The sequence below is a fragment of the Paenibacillus sp. FSL H8-0122 genome (assembly GCF_038005345.1).
In the GTDB taxonomy this organism is placed as follows: domain Bacteria; phylum Bacillota; class Bacilli; order Paenibacillales; family Paenibacillaceae; genus Paenibacillus_AQ.
Map to the genome: position 1 here is coordinate 6612207 of NZ_JBBOTB010000001.1, position 24028 is coordinate 6636234.

General features: G+C 53.1%; 23 protein-coding genes. All 23 read right to left on the reverse strand.

Annotation, left to right across the window (positions count from 1 at the left end):
• Positions 1-21 precede the first annotated feature (21 nt).
• Entirely contained in the window at positions 22-1536 is a 1515-nt protein-coding gene (gene lysS / locus NSS64_RS28265) for a lysine--tRNA ligase (protein WP_340995201.1), read from the reverse strand.
• A 165-nt stretch (positions 1537-1701) separates the two neighbouring features.
• Positions 1702-2181, reverse strand: a complete 480-nt coding sequence (greA, locus tag NSS64_RS28270) for a transcription elongation factor GreA (RefSeq protein ID WP_036696487.1) — start codon at positions 2179-2181, stop codon at positions 1702-1704.
• 272 nt (positions 2182-2453) lie between these two features.
• Positions 2454-3422, reverse strand: coding sequence for a tRNA dihydrouridine synthase DusB (dusB, locus tag NSS64_RS28275; RefSeq protein WP_341142287.1), 969 nt, complete (start codon positions 3420-3422; stop codon positions 2454-2456).
• 45 nt (positions 3423-3467) lie between these two features.
• The gene (locus NSS64_RS28280) at positions 3468-3677 is read right to left on the reverse strand and encodes a helix-turn-helix domain-containing protein (RefSeq protein WP_036696484.1); all 210 of its coding nucleotides are present in this window, start codon (positions 3675-3677) and stop codon (positions 3468-3470) included.
• Positions 3629-4180, reverse strand: a complete 552-nt coding sequence (gene folK, locus NSS64_RS28285) for a 2-amino-4-hydroxy-6-hydroxymethyldihydropteridine diphosphokinase (RefSeq protein WP_340945718.1) — start codon at positions 4178-4180, stop codon at positions 3629-3631. The genes NSS64_RS28280 and folK overlap by 49 nt, the downstream gene beginning before the upstream one ends.
• A 9-nt stretch (positions 4181-4189) precedes the next feature.
• Positions 4190-4552, reverse strand: a complete 363-nt coding sequence (gene folB / locus NSS64_RS28290) for a dihydroneopterin aldolase (RefSeq protein WP_076082833.1) — start codon at positions 4550-4552, stop codon at positions 4190-4192.
• Positions 4553-4585: 33 nt separating this feature from the next.
• Entirely contained in the window at positions 4586-5443 is an 858-nt protein-coding gene (gene folP / locus NSS64_RS28295) for a dihydropteroate synthase (RefSeq protein ID WP_341142288.1), read from the reverse strand.
• Entirely contained in the window at positions 5440-6318 is an 879-nt protein-coding gene (locus NSS64_RS28300) for an aminotransferase class IV (protein ID WP_341142289.1), read from the reverse strand. The genes folP and NSS64_RS28300 overlap by 4 nt, the downstream gene beginning before the upstream one ends.
• Positions 6315-6896 carry an aminodeoxychorismate/anthranilate synthase component II gene (gene pabA / locus NSS64_RS28305; RefSeq protein ID WP_341142290.1) on the reverse strand — a complete coding sequence of 194 codons (582 nt, stop codon included), beginning with the start codon at positions 6894-6896 and terminating at the stop codon, positions 6315-6317. Before pabA ends, NSS64_RS28300 begins: the two co-directional genes overlap by 4 nt.
• Complete coding sequence (locus NSS64_RS28310; protein WP_341142291.1) at positions 6896-8518, reverse strand: anthranilate synthase component I family protein; 1623 nt, start codon at positions 8516-8518, stop codon at positions 6896-6898. The genes pabA and NSS64_RS28310 overlap by 1 nt, the downstream gene beginning before the upstream one ends.
• Before the next feature lie 164 nt (positions 8519-8682).
• Positions 8683-9621 (reverse strand): cysteine synthase A, encoded by a 939-nt coding sequence (cysK, locus tag NSS64_RS28315; RefSeq protein ID WP_036723922.1) that lies wholly within the window; start codon positions 9619-9621, stop codon positions 8683-8685.
• Between the two features lie 174 nt (positions 9622-9795).
• Complete coding sequence (locus NSS64_RS28320; RefSeq protein ID WP_340945726.1) at positions 9796-10740, reverse strand: peptidylprolyl isomerase; 945 nt, start codon at positions 10738-10740, stop codon at positions 9796-9798.
• Between the two features lie 9 nt (positions 10741-10749).
• Complete coding sequence (gene hslO, locus NSS64_RS28325) at positions 10750-11634, reverse strand: Hsp33 family molecular chaperone HslO (protein ID WP_340945728.1); 885 nt, start codon at positions 11632-11634, stop codon at positions 10750-10752.
• A 51-nt stretch (positions 11635-11685) separates the two neighbouring features.
• Positions 11686-12453 (reverse strand): type III pantothenate kinase, encoded by a 768-nt coding sequence (locus NSS64_RS28330; protein WP_341142292.1) that lies wholly within the window; start codon positions 12451-12453, stop codon positions 11686-11688.
• Positions 12453-13325 (reverse strand): carboxylating nicotinate-nucleotide diphosphorylase, encoded by an 873-nt coding sequence (gene nadC, locus NSS64_RS28335; protein ID WP_036723928.1) that lies wholly within the window; start codon positions 13323-13325, stop codon positions 12453-12455. The genes NSS64_RS28330 and nadC overlap by 1 nt, the downstream gene beginning before the upstream one ends.
• Complete coding sequence (nadB, locus tag NSS64_RS28340) at positions 13315-14931, reverse strand: L-aspartate oxidase (RefSeq protein ID WP_341142293.1); 1617 nt, start codon at positions 14929-14931, stop codon at positions 13315-13317. Before nadB ends, nadC begins: the two co-directional genes overlap by 11 nt.
• 39 nt (positions 14932-14970) lie before the next feature.
• Positions 14971-15909: a quinolinate synthase NadA gene (gene nadA, locus NSS64_RS28345; RefSeq protein ID WP_341142294.1), complete on the reverse strand. Its 939-nt coding sequence runs from the start codon at positions 15907-15909 to the stop codon at positions 14971-14973.
• Between the two features lie 245 nt (positions 15910-16154).
• Positions 16155-18200, reverse strand: coding sequence for an ATP-dependent zinc metalloprotease FtsH (gene ftsH, locus NSS64_RS28350; RefSeq protein ID WP_340945735.1), 2046 nt, complete (start codon positions 18198-18200; stop codon positions 16155-16157).
• Positions 18201-18311: 111 nt separating this feature from the next.
• Positions 18312-18851, reverse strand: coding sequence for a hypoxanthine phosphoribosyltransferase (gene hpt, locus NSS64_RS28355; protein WP_340945737.1), 540 nt, complete (start codon positions 18849-18851; stop codon positions 18312-18314).
• Positions 18852-18897: 46 nt separating this feature from the next.
• Positions 18898-20361 (reverse strand): tRNA lysidine(34) synthetase TilS, encoded by a 1464-nt coding sequence (gene tilS, locus NSS64_RS28360; RefSeq protein WP_445667818.1) that lies wholly within the window; start codon positions 20359-20361, stop codon positions 18898-18900.
• A gap of 58 nt (positions 20362-20419) precedes the next feature.
• Positions 20420-21358 (reverse strand): serine/threonine protein kinase, encoded by a 939-nt coding sequence (locus NSS64_RS28365; RefSeq protein WP_445322091.1) that lies wholly within the window; start codon positions 21356-21358, stop codon positions 20420-20422.
• A complete protein-coding gene (locus NSS64_RS28370) occupies positions 21348-22094 on the reverse strand; it encodes a hypothetical protein (protein WP_036723943.1) in 747 nt (248 codons plus the stop codon). Before NSS64_RS28370 ends, NSS64_RS28365 begins: the two co-directional genes overlap by 11 nt.
• Positions 22095-22715: 621 nt before the next feature.
• Positions 22716-23846 carry an IS4 family transposase gene (locus NSS64_RS28375; RefSeq protein WP_341139054.1) on the reverse strand — a complete coding sequence of 377 codons (1131 nt, stop codon included), beginning with the start codon at positions 23844-23846 and terminating at the stop codon, positions 22716-22718.
• Positions 23847-24028: the final 182 nt, after the last annotated feature.

Genomic DNA, 24028 nt, shown 5'->3' on the forward strand with positions numbered 1-24028 from the left:
GGTCTGGAATCAGAGAAATCCTCAGTCTTTATTACGCATATGAGGGAACAGCAGCACGTCACGGATAGATGCTGAATTGGTCAGCAGCATGATCAGACGGTCTACACCGATACCCAGTCCGCCTGTTGGCGGCATGCCGTACTCCAGAGCACGGATGAAATCATCATCCATCTCATGGGCTTCATCATTGCCCTGCTCTTTCTCGTGAATCTGTGCTTCGAAGCGCTGACGCTGGTCAATCGGATCATTCAGCTCGCTGAACGCATTGGCATGCTCGCGGGCTACAATGAACAGCTCGAACCGGTCGGTGAAGCGCGGGTCCTCTTCATTCTTTTTGGCAAGCGGTGAGATCTCTACAGGATGTCCCATTACGAATGTCGGCTGAATCAGCGTCTCTTCCACAAACTGCTCGAAGAACGCATTCAGAATATGCCCAAAGGTCATATGCTTCTCTACCGGTACCCGGTGTTCCTTAGCCAGAGCCTGTGCTTCTTCATCCGTCATCTGAACACCGAAGTCTACTCCGGTTACTTCCTTAACAGCATCCACCATAGTAACGCGGCGCCAGCCTGGAGACAGATCCACTTCCTGTCCTTGATAATTAATTACCTGGGAGCCCAGCACCTCGCTGGCAATATGAGCGATCAGGCTCTCTGTCAGATGCATAATGTCCTTGTAATCCGCATACGCTTCATACAGCTCGATCATTGTGAATTCCGGATTATGGCGTGTTGAAATACCCTCATTACGGTATACACGGCCAATCTCATAGACTTTCTCCAGACCGCCGACGATTAGGCGCTTCAGGTGCAATTCGATGGCAATCCGCATATACAGCTGCATATCCAGCGTGTTGTGGTGGGTAATAAACGGACGGGCCGCTGCTCCGCCAGCGATGGCATGCAGGGTCGGAGTCTCCACCTCTAAATAGCCCAGCGAGTCCAGATAACGGCGCATTGATTGGATAATCCGTGAACGCATGATGAAGGTCTGCTGTACCTCAGGGTTAATGATCAGGTCCACATAACGCTGACGATAGCGGAGTTCTACATCCTTCAGACCATGATACTTCTCGGGAAGCGGAAGCAGGGACTTGGACAGCACCTCAAGGTTATCCACTTTAATAGAGGTTTCGCCGGTCTTTGTCTTGAACAGGGTTCCCCGGATACCGACGATATCGCCAAGATCAAGGATCGTGAAGGCTGCATATTGCGACTCAGGGATACTGTCCTGGCGCACATAGATCTGGATTTTGCCGCTAAGGTCCTGGATGTGAGAAAAGCTTGCCTTGCCCATGACCCGTTTCGCCATAATGCGTCCGGCCACACTAACCTCCAGCGCCAGCTCGTCCAGCTCTTCCTTGGTTAGCCCGTCGTATTTGGCCAGAAGATCGCCAGCAGCAGCGGTACGCTCATATTTCTTGCCAAACGGATCGATCCCGAGTGCGCGGAGCTCGTCCAGCTTGCCCCGACGGATCTGCAGCAATTCACTTAATTCATTCTCTGTAGCTTCGACGTTGTTGATTTCTTCCGTCATGTTCTTCATCCTCTCTTACTCACTATACAAAAGAAGAAACGGCTCCGCCCCGATCTAGAGGACAGTCCGTTCCGGTACAAAATATAAGCTGTATGTGTTCACCCATATTTTACGGCTGGCTGTAACTTTGAAAAAAGCTTCCCTAAGGAAGCTTTCGGAACCGTCTTACTTCATTTTGATATCAAGAATTTTATATTGAATGACGCCTGCAGGGACACTAACATCCACAATCGTACCAATCTTCTTGCCGATGATCGCTCTGCCTACAGGGCTCTCATTGGAAATTTTGTTGTTCAGCGGATCGGATTCGGCAGTACCCACGATGGTGTATTCCATAATGTCGCCATACTCCATATCTTCAACGTTCACCGTTACTCCGATGCTTACCACATCTGTCACGATCTCATCGCTATTAATAATACGGGCATTGCGGAGCATCTTCTCCAAAGTAAGAACCCGTCCTTCAATGAAGGCCTGTTCATTCTTCGCGTCTTCATATTCCGAGTTCTCACTGATATCTCCGTAGCCGATGGCCACTTTGATACGTTCCGCTACTTCGCGGCGTTTAACGGATTTGAGGAACTCCAGTTCTTCTTCCAGACGCTTAAGTCCGTCCGGTGTAAGGATGACTTCTTTATCGCTCATCTTAACCGATTCTCCTGTCGTATACATTTATTGAAAACACCATACTATATGCGAATCCGGAGGGATCAGAACCCTCCTTCACCATTGCTCCTGCTGTAACGGCGATTTTATACTGTGAAATTATATTGGAACCGCTACAAAATGTCAATGACGCCCCATATAATGTTTAGCAATAATCAATAAAGCACACAGGAACGGGGCTTAATCCCAGGAATATGTGAGGCTCATACGGCAAAAAGCTCGCTATCCGCGCTGTTCTGCTCCTCATCCTGCTAAAGCTGACCGACAAAATCATTCAAAATCCGCACCATCTCGTCACGTTTGGTTTCTTCCATAATAACGTCCTTCACGCGGGCCGCCGCCTTAAAGCCCTTCAAATACCAGGCCAGATGCTTGCGCATCTCGCGGACAGCCACCGCTTCACCCTTAAGAGCAATCAGGCGGTCCATATGAAGAATGGCTACCTTAATCTTCTCTTCAGCGCCAGGCTCAGGCATCAGAACACCGGTATCCAAATACTGAATCGTCCGGTACAGCATCCACGGATTGCCCAGTGCACCCCGCCCGATCATTACACCGTCACAGCCGGTCTGGTCCAGCATCGCCCGCGCATCCTCCGGCGTATTCACATCGCCATTGCCGATTACCGGGATCGATACTGCCTCTTTAGCCATACGGATATAATTCCAGTCGGCGCGTCCGGTATAGAGCTGCTCGCGGGTCCGCCCGTGTACGCTGACCGCCGCTCCGCCGGCCCGTTCCACCGCACGCGCATTCTCTTCAACGAAGATATGCTCGCTGTCCCAGCCGATTCGCATTTTTACGGTGACCGGTTTGTCCACGGCCTCCACTACTGCGGATACCATCTCATAGATTTTGTCCGGATTCAGCAGCCAGCGTGCTCCGGCATCGCATTTCGTCACCTTCGGCACCGGGCAGCCCATATTGATGTCGATGATATCGGCATTCGTTTCTTTATCGACAATTCTCGCCGCATCCACCAGTGATTCCCGGTCGCCGCCAAAAATCTGCAGGCTCAGCGGTTTCTCACGCTCATCAACAAACAGCATCTCACGCGTACGCTGGTTGCCATGTACGATCGCCTTGCCGCTAACCATCTCCGCACAGACCAGGCCAGTCCCGAATTCCTTGGCAATCAGACGAAATGCCGGGTTACATACGCCAGCCATAGGCGCCAGCACGACCTGATTCTTCAATTCAATATCACCAATCTTCAGCATGGCCCAATCACTTCCCTACCTCAATTTGTAACGTTCAGCCCGGTCTTATGGTGCCGGATGGGCCAATTCCTCTACTGTCACTTCCAGAAAATCCGCAATTTTATTTAAAATTTGATCTTCCAAACGTCTGTTGCCCCGCTCCACTGCGCCAAGCACAGCAAGTGATATTCCGACAGAATCCGCCAGTTCCTGCTGCGTGTAGCCCTTCAGCTTCCGGAACGCTCTGACCCGCATTCCCATACGTTTGTTGTCCACAGGCGAATTCCTGCCTTTCCGTCTATGTCTTGCAGCGCTGTTGTAATTAATCTGCGGAATCCGGAAGACTCTTCGTTCTGCGATAAGATATCGCTGAGCGGCAGTAGGACAAACGCCCGCTCCAGCATCCTCGGATGAGGCAGCGTCAGATCCGGCGTGTCCAGGGTCAGCCCCTCTACCCACAGCAAATCCAAATCTACCGTTCTCGGTCCATACCGCACATCCCGGACCCGGCCTAACTGGGTCTCTGTGTCCAGCATCACATGAAGCAGCTCCTCCGGTGCCAGTGTGGTGCGCAGAACAGCCGCCATGTTAAGAAACTGAGGCTGATCGAGATATCCGACAGGCTCCGTCTCGTAGACCCGGGAGGTGCGCACAACTTCAATCTTGTCGTGATGCTCCAGCCGGTGCAGGGCTTCTCTCAAGGTGCCTTGACGGTCACCCAGGTTAGCCCCTAAAGCAATATAAGCCTCTGATGCCTCAGAGGTGGAAGGTATGTTCATCAGTCTGTCTCACTTTCTCGTCCGGCGCAATTCTACAGTGACTCCCTGGAAATGAATATCAAAAGGAGGATGCGGCTTGGTCACCTGGACCGTTACTGCATTGATAACAGTATAAGTGTCCAGTAACCCGGATGCAATATGTTCCGCCAAAGCTTCTATCAGCTTGAAGGACTGGGTTTCGACAATTTTTTTGACCAAAACATGAACTTCAGCATAATTCACAGTCTGCTCCAGATCATCGCTGAGTCCTGCTCCCTGCAAATCAAGCTCCAGCTCAAGGTCGATATAATAACGTTGTCCGAGCTTCCGCTCCTCTTCGAACACTCCGTGGTAACCGTAGTACTCCATGCGGTGCAGCTTCATTTTATCCATTAAGGGTACCTGCCTTCTCTTGAAGAATATAGTCTATACGCAGAACACAGGTGACCCTGCATATAACATGGCGTCACACATCTCTACGGTACGTTTCATTGCCGCAATATCATGAACCCGCACAAGCTGACAGCCCTGGGCAATCCCGAAGGCGACAGTAGCTGCGGTCCCCTCCAGGACATCATCTGCGGGCAGACCTAGGGCGGTACGAATGAATTTTTTGCGCGAAGTGGCCAGCAGCACCGGATATCCCAGCTTCGTCAGTTCGCCGAGGCCGGTCATGACCTGAAGATTCTCTGCATAGTCCTTGGCGAAGCCGATTCCCGGGTCCAAAATAATATTCTCCGGCTTCACTCCCGCTGCCAGCGCCAGGTGAATACTCGCGCTCAGGTCATCCGTCATATCGCTGATCAAATCCTTATAATCTCGGTCATGGCGGTTATGCATCAGAATGATCGGACAGTCTGCCTGCGCAGCAACTGCCGCCATCTGCGGATCGGCCTTGGCTCCCCATACATCATTGATGATATGCGCACCGGCCTGAATCGCCTGGCGGGCGACTTCCGCCTTGTAGGTGTCTATAGAGAGGGGGAGATGCGGGGCGGCCTGATGGATGCGCTCAATGACAGGAAGTACACGGGCCAATTCTTCCTCAGCACTCACCGGCTGGTGACCCGGACGCGTGGATTCTCCGCCTATATCGATAATATCGGCACCCTCTGCCGCCATTTGCAACGCATGCTCTACCGCTCTATCCCGCTCTGTCCACAGGCCCCCATCTGAAAAGGAGTCCGGTGTCACATTGAGTATGCCCATAATCAGCGTGCGCTTGCCCAATTTCAGCTCGCTGCTTCCGCAGCGGTAAGTCCGCTCATAGATCATCGGCTTCATATCAGCATATCCGTCCTTTCTCTGTACAGCCTCATAAGTGCAGCCGTCCGCTCTCCACAGCGCCCGCTGCCTATGGTTACCCTCCGGTCCCCATTCCACAAGGTGCTCACCGGTACGATCTCCTGCACGGAATTGGTAAGGAAGACTTCATCGGCAGCTTCAAGCTGCTCCCAGCGGTAAAAGCCCTGCTCAGGCTGAAGGCTGGACGCTGCCAGCTCAAGCACCATTTCCCGGGTAATTCCCGGAAGAATCCCGGTGTCGGCATCGGGGGTATAGAGCCGCTTATTGGAGATGAAAAAAATATTGCTCACAATCCCTTCGGCAAGCTCGCCCTGTGCGGTCAGCATCAGTCCCTCGGCTCCTCGCTCTGCGGACGGATAACCGGCCAATTCACGTTTTGCCAGAATGTTGTTCATATAGTGCAGCGATTTGAGTCTTACCGGGCCCTCCGGGGTATTGCGTCTGTGGTTCAGGAGCTGAAGTTCTTTGCCTTCCGTATAAAGGCTGGTTGGCGTGACCGGCAGGGCTTTGATATAGAGCAGCTGATTAGGCTGCTTATAGGCTGCGGATGGCAGACCCAGAATATCCTCACCCGCCGTAACGGTGTAGCGGATATACGCCTCACTAAGCTCATTCCTGTCCATTACAAGCTGAATCCATTCCCGCAGCCCCTGCACATCCGGCTCGAAGGGAATGCCCAGCTGACGGCAACCCGCTGCCATTCTGCTCAGATGACGCTCCAGCAGGAACGGCTGCCCCCCATAGGTGCGGAAGGTCTCGAACAGACCCATGCCGTACAAAAAGCCGTGATCCAGAGCGGAGACCACGGCGTCTTTGGCGTCGACTGCTTTGTTGTTAAGTCCTATATATCTCATGCCGGTTCTCCGGCTCTCCGTTTCAGGAAATTACGCAGCATAGTATGACCGTGGTTCGTAATGATCGACTCGGGATGGAACTGTACCCCTTCAATCGGGTATTCCTTATGCCGCAAGGCCATAATCTCGCCTTCAGCGGTCTCGGCGGTAATCTCCAGGCAATCCGGCAGACTCTCACGTTCCACGATCAGTGAATGATAGCGTGTCGCTGTGAAAGGAGACTCCAGCCCCTCAAATACGGAGGTACCGTTATGGTGGATCGGTGAGGTTTTGCCATGCATCAGACGTTCTGCACGGATGACATTACCGCCAAAAGCCTGTCCGATCGCCTGGTGTCCGAGACATACGCCGAATATGGGGATGATGCCTTTGAAATGCTTCAGCAGCGCAAGGCTGATGCCTGCCTCATTCGGTGTGCAGGGTCCCGGAGAGATCAGAATATGATCCGGGGCTAATGCTTCTATCTCCTCAATGCTGATCTCATCGTTGCGCGCTACCTTAACCTCTTCCCCCAGCTCACCCAGATACTGCACCAGGTTATACGTAAAGGAATCATAATTATCGATGACCAAGATCATTAGAAGCTTCCTCCTTCGGTGCCGAGGGCAGCCCGCTCTTCCTGCTCGCGTTCACTGCAGAGAATGGCTTTGACTACCGCTTTGGCTTTGTTGTGGCATTCCCGGTACTCCCGGTAAGGGTCTGAATCGATCACAATCCCCGCACCTGTCTGAATGTAGCCGATTCCGTCCTTCACGGCCAGCGTACGTATGATTATATTTAATTCCATATTGCCGTTATAGTCAATCCAGCCCATAGATCCCGTATAGGGTCCCCGGCGGACCGGCTCCAGCTCTTCGATGATCTCCATCGTGCGCACCTTGGGCGCGCCCGTGATGGTGCCGCCGGGGAACAAGGCGGCAATGACATCATACGCATCCCTGCCGGGTGCGATGATCCCCTCAACCTGCGAGACGAGATGCATGACATGCGAGTATCGCTCTACGGTCAGCAGCTCCGGCACGCTGACCGTTCCGTAGGCAGCGACACGGCCGATGTCGCTGCGCTCCAGATCGACAAGCATAATATGCTCGGCGATCTCCTTCTCGCTCCCGCGCAGCTCCGCCTCCATGGCGGCGTCCTCCGCGGGAGTATGGCCCCGCCGCCGGGTGCCGGCAATGGGGCGGGCGCTGACCTTGTCCCCGTGCAGCTTGACGAGCAGCTCCGGCGATGCGCTGGAGAGCGCGAAGCCGGGCGTGCGGAGCAGCCCCATGTACGGGGACGGGTTGAGTCTACGGAGCCATTCGTAGACGTCCTCGGGTGTAGACTTGAGCTGCGCCTGCTGGCGCAGCGAGAGGTTCACCTGGAATACATCTCCGGCACGGATGTATTCCTGGACCTTCAGCACAGCCTGCTGGAAGGGTGCGGCAGAGAAATCCGAGCTCATGCCGGGCCACTCACCGGTGATCTCGGCCTCGCCCTCCACCCTGCGGGTAAGCCCGGCGTACCTTGCAACGGCTGCTTCTTCCGGCTCTGCCGGTGCATAGAGAAGGCTCCACTGCTCCAGCATGCGCTCCGCACGGTGCACAGCAGCCTCATACAGACTCCTTAGCCCATCCAGGTTACCGCTGGATACAATATCCGGCACAGGGATATGAACTGCACAGTAGAGCTGCTGCTCCTGCTCATCGTAGATCCACACTTCTTCCAGTCTCATGAACAGATAATCCGGAAACTCAGGGTTGTTCCTGGCAAGCGACGGCAGCTTCTCCAGGGAACGGGCCACATCATAGCCAAGAAATCCGATACAGCCGCCGGTGAACGGCGGCAGACCGTCAAGCGGCAGGCGGGGAGACGTATATTCCCTCATCCATGCCTGCAGCACTTGCAGCGGCTGGCCTTCCGTTACGGCAGACTCTATATGCCCCGAAGCCTTGGCTCCGGGAGTATAGCTCTCCGCAACGGCTCCTCGGCCTTCGATGATCGAGACAGGGCTCAGGCCAAGATAGGTGTAGCGCCCGCCCTTGCCGCTCTCCAGGACAACCGAATAGGGGGAAGCCTGTTCCCAGGCCTGCTTCCAGCTGCGGGGCAAGCCTTGGTTGTCCTGCCGTTTCCTCAGGATCAGGGGCAAGACGCTCCAGGCTTCATCTGCCTCTGCCCACTGCTCCCAGTCCTGCCAAGCCGTTAAGATCTCCACAACCATTCTCCCGTCTCATCGATAGTTTATTGCCTGTCAGTATACTGTACATAGGGTTACTTTGAAAAGCCCGCAATTCTTATAAATGCTTATTATCCGAAAAAAGAGCCTGCGGTATCCCTGTGAAAGCGGATAGGGCAGGCTCTTCGTAAGAGCTGAATTCTCAGCAATTATACTTCAAAGTTATAGAGCGGAGTGCTCAGGTAACGTTCGCCGTTGCTTGGAATGATGACAACAATTTTCTTACCTGCGCCCAGTTCCTTCGCTACCTTCAGTGCAGCAAATACAGCCGCACCGGAGGAAATGCCGGACAGCACGCCTTCTTCCTTGGCTACGCGGCGGGCAGTTTCGAACGCTTCATCATTCTCAACATGAATAATCTCATCATAGATATTCTGGTTCAGAATTTCTGGCACGAAGTTAGCGCCGATACCCTGAATCTTGTGCGGGCCCGGTTTCCCTCCAGCCAGAATCGGTGAAGCCGCAGGTTCTACCGCATAGATCTTCACGCCCGGATATTGACTCTTCAGCACTTCACCCGCGCCGCTGATCGTTCCGCCTGTGCCGACACCGGCAATGAATGCATCCAGCGGGCCGCCAACAGATTCAATCGCTTCAACGATCTCAGGTCCTGTGGTCTCGCGATGGATCTTCACGTTAGCCTTGTTCTTGAACTGCTCCGCAAGGAAATAATCCGGATTCTCGCTCAGAATCTGCTCAGCCTTCTTGACCGCACCGTTCATTCCTTCCGATCCCGGAGTCAATACCAGCTCAGCGCCGTAAGCGCGCAGCAGGTTGCGGCGTTCAAGGCTCATCGTTTCCGGCATAACAATAATGGCCTTGTAGCCTTTGGCAGCTGCCACAAGCGCCAGGCCGATCCCTGTATTACCGCTTGTCGCTTCTACAATCGTGCCACCCGGCTTCAGCAGGCCCTCTTTCTCAGCCTCTTCTACGATGCTGATGGCAATACGGTCTTTCACACTGGAGCCTGGATTCTGGTATTCCAGCTTCAGGAAGATCTCTGCCGAGCCCTCCGGAACAATCCGGTTCAGGCGGACGAGCGGTGTGCCACCGATCAAATCTGTTACACTGTTGACGACTTTAGCCATGAGTAAAAACCTCCTTGGAATGATAAATGAATTAGGGTGCGGGACTTATGACAGATGCTATCAGCATATATTACCGTAGCTCCCGGTTCACAATGCCTGGGTAACTAACAGTTGTAATTGTACCGCTTAATATTTCCGACTAAATCAGTAGGTTTTATATTTAATTTCATATTATCAATCTTGCAGGCTGTTGTCAATATATATTGCTGTATCATATTTGGCCCGTAATTCACGCTCTACCTGCTGCAAGGGCGCTGCCTGCTCCAGTCTCAGCTGCTGGCCGATCATCCGGCGCAGTTCCTCCTGATCCGGCTTCACCGGATCAATTAGCTTCTCCAGACGGATCACAGCATACCCCCCGTCAACCTGCAGCGGTCCTGCGATATCCCCGTTCTCCAGCCCGGCTGCTGTCTCCAGCAGCTCCTCAGGCCAGAACGGGTCCTTCTCCTCGACCGTTCCGATACTGCCGCCATGCTGGCGGCTCTCCTCGTCGATCGAGACCTCACGGGCCAGCGCTGCAAAATTCTCACCCCGCTCCAGGCGGTCCATCACTGTACTGGCCTCGTTATAGGTGGAGGTCTGGATGATGGAGAGCTGCATTTGCTTGCGTGGCATAAATCTCTCGCTATTTTGCTTCAGATAATCATCAATTTCCGCTTCACTGACCGTAATGCCGGCCGTTGCTATGGCTTGGAGCGTCAGCCGGTATAACGTCTCCTCACGCAGCTCCTGACGGGTTAGTCCAAGCTCAGACTGCATCTGCTGATAATATTGCTCCTCCGAGCTGTAACCGGACATTCCCCGCTTCAGTTCCCGTTCAATCTCCTCATCCGTGACCGTAATTCCCAGCGCTGCGGCTTCCTTGCCCACCACGATATGATTCAGCATGCTCAGCAGCACTTCTTCCCCGTGCTTCTTCTGAAGCTCCTCTATCCATTCCTGTTCCGTGACCGGCTGTCCTCCGGCAGCAGCGACATCCGAGGCTTCCCCTTCAGCCGTCTCTGCCTTCAGCAGTGCCATGGCACGCAGGCTCCAGAATAATAGCCCTCCCAGCACCAGCGTTGCCACGGCAAGTAATATAACGGCATTGCGCAGCGCGCGCTCCTGTCTTGTCACCATTTCATAGCCCTATGACTTCGCTTGATCGAGGATTACCTGCAGTTCATCCTTGTTAAATACATAGCTCTCATTGCAATAATGGCAGACAACTTCTGCCGTATCATCTTCTTCGATCAGCCGTTCCAGCTCGTGCTCACCCAGACTAACCAGAGTCTGCTCAATCCGTTCCCGTGAGCACTGACATACAAAGCGGACCTCGAGCTCATCCAGGATCACAGCATCCGGCAGCAGCAGCCGCAGCATTTCCTCAGGCTCAAGCCCCTGATCCAGCACCGACGTAACCGAAGGCATGGCTCCAACCGCTTGCTCAACCTCGGTAATCTCCTCATCGGTCAGGCCAGGCAGCAGCTGAATAATAAAGCCTCCGGCAACTCTGACTGAATTATCGGTCTCCACCAGCACTCCAAGTCCTACAGCAGCAGGCGTTTGCTCCGAGAGGGCAAAATAATAGGTGAAATCCTCACCCAGCTCTCCTGAAACGATAGGCACACTGCCACGGTACGGCTCCTTCATCCCCAGATCCTTGCTGACATCAATGAAGCCTTCCGTGCCTACCGCCCCTGCAACATCCAGCTTGCCCATGCTGTTGCTTGGCAGATGAACATGCGGATTGTGCACATAGCCGCGAACTTCTCCCAGGGCATTGGATTCAGCCGTAATCTGCCCGAGCGGACCGTTTCCTTTGACCATAATCGCGAGCTTCTCCTGCCCCTTGAGCATGGCCCCCATTATAGCTGCGGCAGTAACCGTACGTCCAAGCGCTGCCGTAGCCGTCGGATACGTATCATGTCTGCGCCGCAATTCATCGACAAGCTCTGTGGTACGGACAGCGAATGCTCTGACTCTTCCGTTCATCGCCGTCCCCCGGACCAGCCGGTCCTTCTTATTATCCATTAGGTGCATACTCCTCCTATCTCTCTCTTCTGTATAGGTTCATCTTTATGATTATTTGTTACGGTTGTAAATAATGTGCAATCCTTCAAGCGTCAGCATCGGATTAACCTCATCGATACATTCTGTCTCACTGGCAATCAGTGAGGCCAGCCCTCCGGTAGCAATAACCTTGAGAACGGGAGCGTTCATCTCCTGCTTGATGCGTCTGACGATACCCTCAACCTGACCGGCATAGCCAAAAATGATCCCTGCCTGCATCGCATGTACGGTATTGCGCCCGATTACCTTCTTGGGCTTCTCCAGCTCAATCCGGGGCAGCTTGGACGCCCGCAGATAGAGGGCCTCCGTGGAAATGCCCAGACCCGGCACGATAGCACCGCCCAGATAGTTGGCCCCGGCATCAATGCAGTCGAAGGTGGTTGCCGTCCCGAAATCAACGACGACAAGCGGACATTTATACTGCTCAATCGCCGCAACCGCGTTCACAATCCGGTCCGCCCCCACTTCGCGCGGGTTCTCATAACGCAGATTAAGCCCGGTTTTGATACCAGGCCCCACAAGGAGCGGGTCCTTGCCGATGAATTTGACACACATCTCTACGATAACCTGCACGAGCGGCGGAACAACCGAGGAGATGATGACCCCCTCGACATCCCTGAATGAGAGATTCGACATGCTGAACAGATTATGAATCATCACACCATACTCATCGACAGTGGACCCGCGGGCAGTGCTCAGCCGGAAATGGTGCAGCAGCTCACTGCCCCGGTAGACGCCCAGCACGATGTTCGTATTGCCGATATCGACGACAAGTATCATCAGAGGGCTCCCTCCTTCTTGCCATTCAGATCCAGGCTGATATCGAGACTCGCGAAGGAATACGTCAGCCGTCCTACCGAAATCACATCCACACCCGATTCAGCAATGCCCCGGACCGTCTCCAGAGATACATTTCCCGATGCCTCAATGGTGACATGCTTCGCCTTGGTCCGGATTCTTCTCACGGCTTCAGCCATCTGCTCAGGAGACATGTTATCGAGCATAATAATATCAGCTCCGGCCGCCAGCGCTTCCTCTACCTGCTCCAGACTCTCCGTCTCTACTTCAATGGTCATGGTGTGCGGGATATTGGCACGGGCACGCCCTACTGCCTGACGGATGCCGCCGGCCCCCTTGATATGATTGTCCTTAATCATTACCGCATCATACAGACCGTAACGGTGGTTGGCTCCGCCGCCAATGCGGACTGCATATTTCTCCAGCATCCGGTGACCCGGTGTGGTCTTGCGGGTATCCACCAGGCGGGTCGGCAGCCCTTGAAGCTTCTCTACAAAAGAAGCCGTGCGCGAGGCCACACCGGATAAACGCTGCATCAAGTTGAGGGCAAGCCGTTCACCAGTAAGGATGGCATGAGTGCTGCCTTCTACCTCAGCAATCACAGTGCCCTTGGAGACAGCTTGTCCTTCCTGGACCAGCGCCGTGAATACGAGCCCAGGATCAACAACTTCGAATACCAGCTCAGCCACGGGGATTCCACAAATAATCCCGTCTTCCTTGGCATGAATGATTCCCTTGGACTCATGCCCGGCAGGAATGGTAGTACGGGTAGTAATATCCCCCGAGCCGACATCCTCCTGCAGCCAGCCCTTAATAGCCTTAAGCAGATCTTCATTGTATCCGTTAAACATCATCACTTAATTCCTCCACTATTCCAAGTTCGCGAATCTGGAGCAGATGCTTCTGCCACTGTGCGTCACTGCGCAGCGGGTAATCCTCACGATAATGCGCACCGCGGCTCTCCTCCCGTGCCAGGGCCGATTCAGTGATCAGCAGACAGCATGTAAGCATATTGGCGAACTCGTATTCTTCCCGTGTTGTCAGTTTGGTCTTAAAAATCGGCAGCTGGCGCTTTATCTCATCCAGGCCTTTGTTTAGCATTTCCCGGTTCCGCCGCAGTCCGGCGTACCGCACCATAACCTTTTGAAGCTTCAACCGCCGTTCAACAATAGCCTGTGCAGGAGCTTCTACCCTTGCCTGATGATAGGCTGAGGGTAGGTTATCCCGGTGAAGCGGCGGAAGCTGGCGGATTCGTTCAATGATCCGGCGGCCGAACACAACAGCTTCCGACAGGGAGTTGCTGGCCAGCCGGTTGGCACCCTGCACGCCAGTAGATGATACCTCACCGCAGGCAAACAGGCGGGCAACCGTACTCTCTCCGCTCAGGTCGGTCTTCACGCCCCCCATCATATAATGCGCAGCAGGAGCCACCGGAATCCAGTCACTTGTAATATCCAGCCCGTAGCTCATGCAGGTCGCATAAATGGTCGGGAAGCGGTGTTTAACCATATCCGCCGGTTCATGTGTAATATCCAGATAGACGAAGGTTGATTTGGTCATTTCCATCTCGCTTACAATGGCACGGGCAACAATATCCCGCGGGGCCAACTCCTGCAGCTCATGATAACGTTCCATGAACCGCTCACCGTTAATGTTCCGCAGCACAGCGCCTTCTCCCCGCACAGCCTCCGAGATCAGGAAGCGCGGAGCACCAGGATAGCTGAGTGCAGTCGGATGAAACTGAATGAACTCCATATCCCGGATATGGGCACCGGCACGGTAGGCAATGGCTACCCCGTCTCCGGTGGCCACCTCAGGATTGGTCGTGTAACGGTATAGCTGTCCTGCTCCCCCGGAGCATAGGATTGTTGCATCTGCCTGCAGGAATAACCGCCCGCCGTCAGGCCGCTGTACAAGCGCTCCCAGACACTCTCCGCCCTCCGTAATCAGGTCAATGACATAATGGTCGTCCCAGGTCTCAATATTCTCATGCCGGGCAGCCTGTTCAGCAAGTGCGCGGACAATCTCATATCCTGTAGCATCCCCATTTGCATGTAAAATACGGCGGTGGCTATGTGCCCCCTCCTGGGTTAAGGCCAGTACACCATTCTCCTTATCGAAAATAGTGCCAAGCCGGATCAGCTCACGGACGCCCTCGGGTCCTTCATTGACCAGCACATCGACAGCCGCAGAGGAGTTCAGCCCCGCGCCGGCCATCAGGGTATCCTGACGGTGATATGCCGGCGAATCATCCTCCGAAATGACGGCCGCAATTCCGCCCTGGGCATACCGTGTGTTGCTCTCCATTACGGTCTTCTTCGTAATCATAATAACCTTCCGGTCTTCGCTGGCCTTGATCGCTGTGAATAACCCGGCAATACCGGAACCAATGACCAGGCAGTCTGTCTTAACTACAGGAAGTCCCTGAAGATCAAAATCAACCAAATATTGTGGAATCATGACCGCTTTTCACCTGTTTCAACGAAAGAGTAGCGCATGCTACCGGACTTGTAGCATGCGCTCTAGGGATGTTCTGGCTTTGTCGGCGACTGCAGGCGGTACATAGATCTGCGGCTTCATCGTCTCCAGGCATTTGACCAGCTTTTTCAAATTATTTACCTTCATATTAGGACATACCAGGAATTTGGTGGCAAAATGAAACTCCTTATCCGGGCTATCCAGCCTTAGCTGATACCCGGTTCCATCCTCAGTACCCACAATAAACTGCCGGCGGTCCGATTTCCGGCAATATTCCAGAATTGAGGTAGTGCTGCCCACATAGTCCCCCATTGCCACGACTTCCGGGCGGCATTCGGGGTGTACAACAAATTCAGCTTCCGGGTATTTGGCTCTCATCTCCATTACATCCTTGACGGTAAGCATGTCATGAGTATTGCAATAGCCCTCCCAGATAATCAGCTTCTTGCCGGTCTGATCCTGCACATATTGGCCCAGATTCTTATCGGGCACCCAGATGATTTCTTCGGCATCGAGTGATTCGATCACCTTCACCGCATTCGCTGAGGTGCAGCAAATATCTGTCTCCGCCTTGATCTCTGCAGAGGAATTGATATAGGTTACTACCTTCGCACCCGGATGCTGAGCCTTCAGCTTGCGCAGCCCATCCACATTGACCATGTCAGCCATCGGGCAACCAGCACGTTCGTCAGGAATCAGGACCGTCTTGTTCGGTGCCAGAATCTTGGCACTTTCCCCCATGAAATGAACGCCGCAGAATACGATTACATCTGCCTCTGTCTCCGCTGCCTTCTGGGCCAGCAGGAAAGAGTCTCCCCGGAAATCGGCGACCTCCTGAATTTCATCACGCTGATAATAATGAGCCAGAATAATAGCATTCCGTTCCTTCTTAAGCTGTTCGAGGCGCACACGAAGTTCACGATTCTGTTCCTTCTTGCGCTCAAGCGCCAGAGCTTCCACGGTCAGTCTCCCCCTTATGTCTTCATGGCTTGCCGCCAGTACATTTCTTATAAATGATAAATTTAATATTTATTCACTAATGTACACAACGTTCCACCCCCTGTCAATCCAAGCGGGTGCTCTGTTTCAGAGAGAAACCGGAGGACAAGTTGCCGTGTGAAACCTGTGCATGCTTATATCCAAAAGAAAAGCCCGGAGAACCAGTGGTTCTCCGGACTAGATTACACAATGTGCTGCGGTACAGCTTAGACGAGGCTTCCGCCGCCCTTATTCCCGTCATCCGGTCCGTTGCCCTCTTCAGGGTCCGGCTTGTTCGGAATATCCTTGGACAGGTCTAATGGGGATTCCTCGCCAGTTTTGCCTTGAATCCGGACACGCACATCACCGATGGAATCAATAATCGGCTCGCCCGCTTCATTGGTAACGGCGTCGCCTTCTTCTGGCTTGCCATCCTCGCTCAGGTAGCCTTGCTCAATCAATTCTGTGATCTGATCAAGCTCCAGCGTTTCCTTCTCAAGCAGGGTGTTGGCAATCAGGTGCATTTCCTTGGAATGCTTGGTCAGCAGCTCTCTGCAGCGCTCATAGCTGCTGCGGATAAGGTTCTGCATTTCCTGATCAATTTCATAAGCAATGGAGTCGCTGTAATTCTGTTCATGTCCGATATCCCGGCCCAGGAAGACTTGGCCTTGGGTTGCACCGAACTGCAAGGGCCCAAGCTTATCGCTCATTCCATATTCCATAATCATCGCACGCACAATGCGCGTAGCCTGCTGGAAGTCACTATAAGCGCCTGTGCCGATTTCGCCAATGAACATTTCTTCAGCAACGCGTCCACCAAGCAATCCGGTAACCTTATCAAGCAGCTCCTGCTTGGTAACGATCATCCGGTCTTCCTTAGGAAGCATAATGACATATCCGCCGGCACGGCCGCGCGGGATAATGGTAACCTTGTGAACCACATCAGCATGCTCAAGGAAGTAGCCGGCAATGGTATGGCCTGCTTCGTGATAGGCGACAATCCGTTTCTCGCGGTCACTGATGACGCGGCTGCGCTTCTCGGTACCGACGATGACACGGTCAATCGCTTCATCCACTTCACGCATCGTAATGTCCTTGCGGTTACGGCGTGCAGCAAGCAATGCCGCTTCGTTCAGCAGGTTCTCCAGATCCGCACCGGTGAACCCGGTAGTACGCTTGGCGATAACGTCAAGTCTTACATCCTTGGTCAGCGGTTTGTTGCGGGAGTGAACCTTCAGTACAGCTTCACGGCCCTTCACATCTGGGCGGTCAACCGTAATTTGACGGTCGAAACGGCCCGGACGGAGCAGAGCCGGGTCAAGAATATCTGCGCGGTTGGTAGCCGCGACAATGATAATGCCTTCGTTGCCGCCAAAGCCGTCCATTTCAACGAGCAATTGGTTAAGGGTCTGTTCCCGTTCGTCATGTCCGCCGCCAAGTCCTGCGCCGCGCTGACGTCCCACAGCATCGATCTCATCGATAAAGATAATACAAGGAGCATTCTTCTTCGCGTTCTCGAACAAGTCACGTACGCGGGATGCGCCGACACCGACGAACATTTCCACGAAGTCGGAACCGGAGATGCTGAAGAACGGAACGCCTGCTTCCCCTGCAACTGCACGGGCCAGCAAGGTTTTACCTGTTCCCGGAGGACCTACAAGGAGTACCCCCTTCGGAATCCGGGCACCCACTGCTGCGAATTTGCGCGGGTCCTTGAGGAATTCAACAACCTCAACCAGCTCTTGCTTCTCTTCGTCAGCTCCTGCAACATCCTCGAAGCTGATCTTCTTCTTCTCTTCATTATATAACCGGGCCTTGCTCTTGCCGAAGTTCATCACCTTGCCGCCGCCGCCCTGTGCATTATTGAACAGGAAGAAGAACAGGATGAACATGATAACCAGTGGAATCATGGAAGAGAGGAATGTCAGCCAGATGCTGTCACCTTCCATTTTCTTCTGGCTAAGTTCTATGCCGTTCTTATCGCTGGCAGCCACAAGCTCGTTAAGAGCCTCGTCTGTAGGAGGAACATAAGTGGAGAAATTCTTCGATTTAGCCTCGGGTGGCAGCTCTTTATATTCGCCAGTAACCAGAAATGCATTCCCCTCAAACTGAACCGTCATGCTCTTCACATTATTGTTCGAGATCTCCTGCCGCAACTCATCATATCTAGGGAGATCGGCGGATTCATTTCCATTGCTTACAAACTGGACTATGCCCACCACGACTAAAAATAAAATCAAATAAAAACCAGAATTCCGGATGAACCGATTCATCCCCTACCTCCTCTCGCAACGCTCAAGTTATTGTACCATAGCCTGACCGGACTCCTCAAATTGTCAGGAGATCCAGAAAAGTGATCCGTAGATCTAAGGCTGTCGGGTTGTTCATTTGGTATAAATCTCAGGCTTCAGTACACCGACATAAGGGAGGTTCCGGTACAGCTCGGCATAGTCCAGTCCGTAGCCTACGAGGAATGCATCAGGAATCACAAAGCCGGTATACTGGGCTTCAAGATTCACGGCGCGGCCCGAGGGCTTGTCGAACAGAGTGACTACATTGACAGAAGCGGCATTGCGCCCCTGCAGCATTTCAATCAGATAGCTGAGTGTAAGGCCGCTGTCGATAATATCCTCGACAATCAGAACATCACGGCCTTCAACCGATGTGTCCAAATCCTTGATGATTTTGACTACGCCGGATGATTTGGTTGTACCGCCATAGCTGGATACCGCCATGAAGTCCATTTCAACGGGTACTGTAATCACTTTAACCAGATCCGCCATAAAAATAAACGCACCTTTGAGTACACAAATCACTAAAGGTGTGCGGTCTGCATATTCCTTGCTCAGCTGGGCGCCAAGCTCCCTGATTCTTTGTTGAATTTCTTCTTCGCTGATCAAGATTTCCTGAATATCATTCTGCAACTTGCGAACCTCCTAAGATATACTTATGAAAGACTTACTTCGGCCATTACGATTCTTCGCCCTGTTCCATGTCTTCCAGGGTCAGGAGCAGAACTGAGGCCGTGTGCCGCCCAACTGCGGCATGCACCGAGCGCCTTACGCCCGGAATCCAGACGATATTGCCGAGTGCATCACATACGAGGGGAATTGCAGGCCGTTCGGAAGAAGGTATTTTATCATCAATGTAAATATCTTTTACCTTTTTGCTTCCGTTTAATCCCATAACCCTTATGGTATCTCCAGGCAACCGGGAACGAATGGTGAGCGGCAGGACAAGATCGTCCCCGTCAAACCAAGCCGAGTTCTTCCCGTAATCCTCCTCCTGTGCAGAAAAAACTTCCCCCGCAAGCCCCCTCATCGTCATAACCTTTCCTATCTCCATCAGCTTAATCCGGGGATGAGTCAAAGACAGCCGGTATGTATAGCTTACCTGCCGGGTCAAGGGCTTGGACGAGAACACAATGGTATCATATTGCCGCACACAGACATAACCGCCACCCATATCCAGTGTCCAGACGGTAGGGTATTCCTGCAGCGTTCCCCGGCGTACTGCTTCAATCTTGGAAAAATCCATGAATGATGAATCCGCCGACAGATAATTTAATATTAGTTTAATCAAACGCCGTTGTAAAGCGGAGGGTATGGCCGCAAAGGCAGCTCTTTTCAAGGTGTATTTTCCATGCTCGGTGAAAACCAGCTCATCAAAGCATTTTGCCGCATTCGCCTCCATATATTCATCTTCCGCCGAGGCAATTTCAGCCAGCTGCAGAAGCGATTGTCTCACTCTCGGATTATGCTGCTCCAGCATAGGGAGCAGCTCCAGCCTGACTGCATTCCGCTTGTACTGCGTCAGGAGGTTGGTCGCATCCTCCGCATAAGCTAAGCCCTCTTCTAGGCAAAAGCCGACAAGAGCCGTTTTGTTAATACGCAGGAAGGGGCGGATGAGTTCCACCTTTTTTTCGGTCCGTTTCCAGCGCATGCCTGCAAGGCCCGAAGGCCCGCTCCCCCGCAGCAGCCGCATAAGCACCGTCTCTGCCTGATCATCTGCATGATGGGCCAGCGCTACCGAGCGCGCCCGGTAACGGTGTGCGGTAGCAATCAGGAACTGGTAACGCTTCTCCCGTGCAGCCCCTTCCGGGCCAAGCCCGCTGTCCTTAATGATGGACGGAATATCGAATTCGCCCAGCTCGAAGGGAATGCCCAGCTCCGCCGCGAGGTCCCGGACCAGCTCTGCTTCCTCAACCGATTCGGCTCTGAAGCCGTGATTGACATGGGCGCAGATCAGCGTCAGCGGCATCCGGGTCAGGGAGATCTCATGCAGAATACGCAAAAGAGCCACAGAGTCCGGCCCTCCGGAAACTGCGACTACAATGGTGTCATGCGGCGCCCACAGCTCATATTCAGCCGCAGCCTCCATTACGGATTCCACCAGTTCCTTCCTGTGCTCCATAGGGGCTTCCTTTCCTGCCATCCCTTACACCGCCTGCTCCGGCGGTCAGCATCTTGTTGATTATGTACGATTTCAGATCTCAGAAACGGAAAACCCAGTATAGCGTGAATGCCAGCAGAAATAAAGACAGCGCGAACGCATTTTTGAGCCAGCGCGGGGTCGCCATCGTCTCGTGTCCGCTCTTCCGTCCTCTGTAGATGTGGCTTCTCCAGATCTCTGCTGCCTGCGCGGAACCGGGGAAACCGCCTTTAAGCGCGAGGCATAGCCAGGAGGACAGCTTCTTATCCGGCAGCTCCCGGGCCAGCTTCATCAGCTCCTCTACGCTCCTTGTCTGCGGCAGCTGCTGGGCGGCAGACTTCAGCCCTTCTTCATTAAGCAGACGCAGGCACAGGACGGCAAAAGAAAACAGGTCATAGCTCTGGTCGCCTGTCCGGCTGCCGGCATTCCAGAATCCGCGGTCATGCCATTCGGTGAACTGCTTCACGCTCCGTCCGATTGGGCTTGCCCCTCCGTAATCAATCAGCTCGGCTTCCCCGTAGCTGGATACCATGACATTCTCCGGCTTCAGGTCCCCGAACACGAAGCCGCATTCATGCAGCGTCTGCAGCTTCTCCAGAATCGTCATTCCGACCAGCCCCAGCCAGGAGGCACCGTTCCTGGACAGGAAATGGTGCAGCGGCCTTCCTTCCACATAACGCATCACATAAAAGGGGGTATGGTCCCGGTCCTTGAAATCATCCGATTCCAGCAGATAGGAGGATAGCGGCGATTCCTTGCGGGCCCGGTGCTCGCTGCGCTTGCGGCAGGACTGCAGGGAGGTCAGCACGTTAATCTCAGACTGCAGCTCCAGCGTATCGTATCCGATCTTGAGCGCATACCGCTCCCGTCTGCCTTCCCGCTGCACCAGATATACGGTTCCGTTTGCCCCCTTCCCCAGCACACGCTCCACGACATAACGGTTCCCCCGCCATTTGCCGGTAATCACTGTGCCTGCCGGATAGGATGGATTAGACGACATACCCATCAATCATCCCTTCTCTTGCCCCGTCATCTTCCCCTGGAAGATAATTACGATGTTCTTCCAGTTTATCATACCGGTAATGTTCCAGCACCTTGAAAATAGCCGGCCCGGTCGGCGTAGCCCCCCGCATCTTCAATCTGGAAAAGAGGGAGCGGACCTCGGACACATTCCGGGTCCAGTCGATATCCAGCATGGCATCCTCACTGCCGGAGCGTCCGGGAAAATGGAACACGGCAATCTCGCTGCGCCCTTCCCGGGCCTCCAGACTGAGCGCCAGATCACGGATGGCGTCCTCCACCGCGCCAAGCTTCGGCTTCATACTGGCGCTTGCATCAATTAAAAGCGCTATGCGCAGCGGCGAGGTCTCGGTCAGCTCATCGACCACGGTAACCACCTGTGAACGCTGCTGCGGAGGCAGCTCCGCCAGTGAGCCGTCGCCGAGAATTTTTTGCACCTCTTTATTAACCGCCTGCTGAATGGTCTGAACCACCGTCTTGCGTGTCATCATCTGAATGGTCTGGGCCAGCTGCGGGGTTCCCACGATCCGGCTGATCCCGCCCCCCGCCTTGGCAATATCGGCAATCTCCCGGCTGCCCAGCTCACCGATGGTTCCATAATCTACGACCCCTACAACATTGACCGTGATGCCCTCCTGACGGGCGTGTGCAGCCGCCAGCACCGGACTCTCCCCCACATTCGAACAACCGTCCGTGATCAGCAGAATTTGCTTCATGACCGTTCCTCCCTTCCTTGTCTAGTTACTAGCATTGCCAAGGTTGAGAGATTTCAAACGCCGCTTAACGTTTAAAGATTAGATCTGAATGAGCTCGTAAAAAAGAGTCTCTGCGAGAATTTTGGGCCTTCGATCGCTGTTGTCTTCCGATTTCTTGATTTATTGTACCGCAGCTCGCGGTTGAAATCGGAAGACAAGGCGAACGCTGGCGCTTCTACGGCTTCAAAATTCTCTCCGTTCCGTTTATTTTACGATAAACCTTCAACCTCAACTTTCGTCCGCTAACCAGCAGCGGTTGAAAAGGAGAGGAGCAGGGGCTGGCGCGTGGGTGGAATGCACCCGCCGAATAATTTGAAGACAAGACCCGGCCTTTCAGCGCTCACTTTGCTTTCGGCCCTTGAATGTTACTTTTACTCATACTTTTACTCATACTTTTGCCCATTCTCATGCTTCATCCCCTAGCTCCAGCTCCGAATCTAATAATCCTGCCTAATATGCAACATTCCTCTCATTAATTCATTCAAAACCGGAATTTGTTGCACAAAAGGCAGGATTCCGCCCTCACAGATCGATTAGCGGAAAGAATTTATGCAATTTATGCAGGCGTGTTGATTACCCATATTATGGGATGACAAAAACACCTAAATGTTCTTTACGCCTGAGCAGATTAAACTGAACCTGCCACTCCAGCGGAAGATTAAATATACGCCAGTGCTGCATAAATTCCCAAAGAGTCAGCTCAGCAAAGACCGGTACCTTCGGGTGAATTTCATCAAAAATGTATTTCAAAAGCACATACGTGGCAAGGGCTACAAACAATTGGCTATATACTGCATTTTCGGTGGTTCCAAATAGACAAGGGACATTCAAATGCTGTTTCACCCAGCGGAAAAAGACTTCAATTTCCCAGCGTGCTTTGTACATTTCAGCAATCACATGAGCGGACTCTTTTCTCAAATCGGTCACAATTCGTACCACTTCACCCCGGTCATTTTCAAATTCAACGACGCGGTGGCGCTGGGCGGATTGGTGTTTGCCTTGACCAATATAACAGGTGATATCGCGTACAATTTTGGTGTCTCCCTCCGCCGGTCGCTGAAGCTTTCGCGGCATCACCAAATGGAGATTGTCTTTCAGACGAATCACAAAGGACTGACCTTGCTGCACATATTGATCCAATCGACCGATTTTTCCATACGCCCGATCCTGAACTAAAAGGTAGTCCTTATCGGCCAAAACTTCTCCAAATGGAGCGTCATTGCGCCTGGCAATCGATTCGACCACATTCACGGGTGAATGCTGTCCATGTGAAAGAGCGACATGCAGCTTGATGCCTCCTCTGAATTTTTTATACGGAGCCCAAGACATGCGGGAGTTTGCCGCCGTAACCGTCGTAGAGTCAATCAGTAGAAGATCTTTAGGCAGATTTAGGTGCCGACGGGTTTGCCGATTACATTTCTGGACGAGCAGTTGAAACAAACGCTTGAAGATATCGTAAGGCACTTCACCGGCTTTGCCCGAAAGGGTGGAGTAATGAACCTTGGGCAAATCGTAGTTCGAGCCCACCCGAGCACTTTGACGAAAGCCATCCCATTGGTGGTAGCAGGCTTGGATAAAGTAATCGAACAACACACCCACGGTCATTTTGGTTCCGGTATCCTCGTAGTCCTTGGTTTGCCCGGTCACCCTTTGGACTTCTTCTGAAGTTAATACTTGTTTGAACACGGCCAAGAATGGGGTATTATTATTCATGAGGTCGCCTCATTTCGGTTTGGTTTGGTCGTACTTACCATTACCCGAAATGGCGGCCTTTTTTGTCCCTTTTTTTGGGAAATCAACACGCTTACAATTTATGCAACAATCCACTAAAACACCGGGGTATCTTCAGCGTCAAGCTGCATTATGTGCAACATTTCCAGCTTACTCATCCAAAT